The sequence below is a fragment of the Mycobacterium sp. genome, assembly GCF_035499775.1.
Classification (GTDB): domain Bacteria; phylum Actinomycetota; class Actinomycetes; order Mycobacteriales; family Mycobacteriaceae; genus Mycobacterium.
In genome coordinates, this window is record NZ_DATJYB010000243.1 from 1 (window position 1) to 3,903 (window position 3,903).

General features: G+C 67.4%; 2 protein-coding genes and 1 pseudogene. 2 read left to right on the top strand and 1 reads right to left on the bottom strand.

Translation table 11 applies throughout. The features are described from left to right. Both VML93_RS16150 and VML93_RS16155 read left to right on the top strand, forming a co-directional pair. Nucleotides 1–293 (top strand): annotated as a pseudogene (locus VML93_RS16150) (hypothetical protein); the annotation flags it as partial. A gap of 101 nt (nt 294–394) precedes the next feature. Next, entirely contained in the window at nt 395–3,616 is a 3,222-nt protein-coding gene (locus tag VML93_RS16155; protein ID WP_325612128.1) for an Ig domain-containing protein, read from the top strand. On the opposite strand, the gene VML93_RS16160 is transcribed toward VML93_RS16155, so the two are convergent. Then, a partial coding sequence (locus VML93_RS16160) for a hypothetical protein (RefSeq protein ID WP_414686373.1) occupies nt 3,600–3,903 on the bottom strand: 304 nt, incomplete at its 5' end. The two genes, VML93_RS16155 and VML93_RS16160, sit on opposite strands and share 17 nt — an antisense overlap.

The following is a 3,903-nucleotide window of genomic DNA, read 5'->3' on the forward strand; positions in this document are numbered from 1 at the left end:
TGACCGGGACGCTCGCGGTCGCGCTGCTGTGCGCCGCCGCGGTGAGCTTCGCGCAGCAAGAGCCGCAGCCGGCCGCGCCGGCGCCCGCAACCCCCGCCGCGGCGGCTCAAAGCCCCAAGGCCGCCGCGCCGGTCAAGGCCACCCCGCCGGCGCGCAAGCGCACGCGGCCCCGGCCGGGAGCGGCCCCGCCGCATACCAACGTCGAGACGACCGGCGGCCTGGAGCAGCGCGCCGCGCGGACTCACAAGCCCGCGGCCGCGACGGCCAGCCCCACGACGGAGCCGCCGAAGTAAGCGGCGCGCGCGGCGTCTCCTGGAGTCGATGCCGATTTTCTCCTAGCATGCACCAAGGGGTTGCCGAAGAAGACGTTCTCTGAGGGGGTCGGAGAAACGCTATGGATCACATCCGCTTCTCGGGTCGCACGCCCGTCATTGTCGCCATGCTGCTGGGCGGCGTAGCCGTGCTTCTGAGCGCCGATCGTGCCGCGCGGCCTGCTGGCCCGTATCCGGGCGCTCCGCTGCTGCCCACGCGAGAGTCCATCGCGCACTGGCTATGGCCGGGCGCGTTCGAAGCGCCCTCGGAGGGAGCAACCTCACAGGTCACCTTCGTCGCCTCCGGCCGACGCTACGTCGCGGAGGCCCGATCGGACGGCCTGCGCATCCGCTACGGCCCAAACAGCGCCGACGCACTCGAGATCGCGTTCGCGGGCGCCTCGCGCAACGCGCCGGCGGAACTGAGTGAGGAGGTCCCCGGCGCGCTGCGCCTCTTCACAGGAGTCCGCCAACGCGCCGACGTCACTGTGTGGCGTCGCTTCGCGGTTGCCACCTTCCATGGCGTCTGGCCCGGCATCGATGCGCGCGTGCGCGCCAACGGGGGCGATCTGGAGCTGGATTTTCTCGTGCATCCGGGAGCCGATCCGAACGCGATCGAGCTCGCGGGCAGCAAGCAGGCCCGTCTTGAGGTCGATACACGCAGTGGCGATATCCTTCTGGTGGGGACCAGGGAGCGCTTCCGGCTGCATCGCCCCCGCGCCTATCAGCAGGGAAGCACGGACACCGCCGAGGTGGCCGTGCGCGCGGTCACGACCGGACGGTCGGTGCGGTTCGCCGTGGGCGACTTCGATCACACACGGCCGCTGCTCATCGATCCGCTGGTGGCGACCTGGTCGACGTTCGTCGGAACCAACACCGATGCGATGACCGACAATGCCGCCGCACTCGCGACTGACAGCGACGGCAACCTATACGTCGGTGGGACCACGCAGCTCGACACCTCCGCGCAGCCGAACGACTCCTTCCCGACTACTCCGACCAGCCTGGATCCCGCCAATCCGCGCTCACCCGGCGACAACTGCATCAACGGCTGCGGCTACGTGCTCAAACTCAGCCCGACCCATCAGGTGATCTACGGCGCGCTGATATTCGGTTTCAACATCAACGCCATCGCGCTCGATGCTGCGAACGAGGCGGTCATCACGGGATCGACACTCGATGGCAACAATTTCCCGGGAACCCCTGGGGTCTTCGCCAATGTGCCGGGCGGCGAGGTGTTCCTGTCCAAGATCTCAGCCGACGGGACCAGCTTCGTCTACAGCGCGCTCTTCCCGGGCGATAGCGGCAAAGGGGTCGCCATCGATGCACAGGGCAATGCTTACGTCGTCGGCCAGGTGACCGAGCCGAATCTGCCCACCACACCGGGCACGATCAAGCCCAGCGACATCCCGACGGGCAACACGATCGATCAGGACGGCTTCCTGTTGAAGGTGAGCGCCGACGGTTCGACGCTCATATATGGAACGTATCTCGGCGGCACCGGCACCGACGTCGCGAACGCGGTGCAGGTCGATGCGCAGGGGGAAGCAATCGTAGTGGGTCAGACGGCATCGAGCGACTTCGTGGGCTTGGTCAGCCCGCTGTCAGGCCCGAGCGATGCCTTCATCATCAAGGTCTCGGCGGATGCCAGCCAGATCCTCGCTGGTCAGGTCTTCGGCGGCTCGGGTGACGACTGGGCTCAAGCGCTGGCTCCAGACGCCGCCGGCGGCTGGTTGCTATGCGGTAGTACGACCTCGACGAACTTTCCAACCTCGGCTGGCGTCTTTCAGACACATCTTCTCGGACAAACCACCGGCTGGGTGCGCCGCGTGGACTCCGGACTGACCTCGGTATACGCGACCTATTTCGGTGGCTCGGCTATCGATGGCTGCCTCGGAATCGCGAGCGATGCGAACGCCAACGCCTACCTGGTCGGCGTCACCTTCTCCGCGGACATGCCCGTCACGAGCGGCGCATTCCAGGATGTCACCTCCGCGGTCACCGACGATCTGCTGGTCAATGTCAGCAGCCCGTTCTATATCGTCGGCCACATGGCGGATCGCGAAGCGTATTTCGCCGAGCTCAGCGCCGATGGCAAGACAGTGCTCTATGGCACCTACCTTGGCGGCTATGAGACAACGCCCCGCGACTATGCGCCGATCACCATCGGCACCGGCATTGCGCTGACGCCGACCGGCACTGTGTACGTGAGTGGCGCCACCGAGGCGGCGAGCTTCCCGGTAACCGACGACGGACTGCGCTCCGGTATGGGGGGTGAGCAGGACGGGTTCATCGTCGCTTTCACAGATTCCGCGCTCGCGATCACCACCCCATCACTCCTGACCGAGGCCCCGATCGGATTGCCTTACAGCGTCGCGCTGAGCGCCACGGGCGGCACTCCTCCATATACCTGGTCGCAGGCAGACTTCGAAATACCGAACGGCCTGATGCTCTCCCCCGGCGGTGTGTTGTCGGGCACCGCAGCCAACACCCAGCAGGAGGGCACGGGTTACCAGTTCACCGCGAAGCTAACGGACTCCGCAGGCGCGGTCGCTTACAAGAGCCTCTTCGTCAACGTGTTCTATCCCGGCCAGGTCTCCTGCGATGGGGGAAACTGCCTGGCCTCATTCGCGGCCGGGCAGCCGTTCATCTATCAGCTACCCACCCTCGACCGTGCGATCGGACAGGTCACGGGCACGGTGATCGGCACGCTCCCCGCAGGGATCAGCCTCAGCCCGACCGGAGAGCTGTCCGGAACTCCGGAGAGTACGGGGGTTTACGGCTTCAAGGTGCAGCTGGCCGATCAGTCAGGGCAGACGGCCACGATGAACTGGTCGATCTGGATCTCGCAGACGTCGACACCCGGCGCGGCCCTGACCGTTTCGCCGCAAACCATCTCAATCGGGCAAACCTACACGCTCGAGTGGGGTTCTATCGGCGCCACCGGCTGCACGGCGACCGGCGGGGGGGCGAACGGCTCACCCTGGTCCGGCGTCTACCCGAGAATCGGCAGCCTGACACAGACCGCCACAACCGACGGCACCTTCACCTACTCGTTGAGTTGCCCCACATCGACCACCCCGGTGCAGGCCTCGGCGGTGCTGACAGTCGGCAGCGGCTCGAGTGGAGGCGGTGGCGGTAGTAGTGGCGGAGGCGGTGGCAGTGGCGGTGGTGGTGGTGGCAGCGGAGGCGGTGGCGGGCTTGCCTGGTTCGATGTTGCGGGGCTTCTCGCTCTGGCCGCCGGCCGTCGCCTGGCCGCCCGGCGCCGGCGGAGCCAGGTTCGGCAGCTCAGCTCCCGCCGCTGAACACCCGCAACCGGTAGCCGCCGGCGCGCAGGTAGTCGACCTCCTGCTGCAGATCCGCCGACGTCAGCGGGTGATCCTTCAGCCAGCGCGCCGGGAAACGCATCTCGACCGAACGCGGCGTCACCGACAGCTCGATGTGCGGCAGCGCGGTGGCGCTGCGCCCCCGGTGCAGCAGCACCGCCAGACGCAGCAGCAGGATCAGGTACACGGAGTTGCGGTCCCAGGGCGGCACCAGCTCCTCGACGCCCTCGAGCGTGAGCTTGCGGCGGTGGGCGCCGACCAGGCGC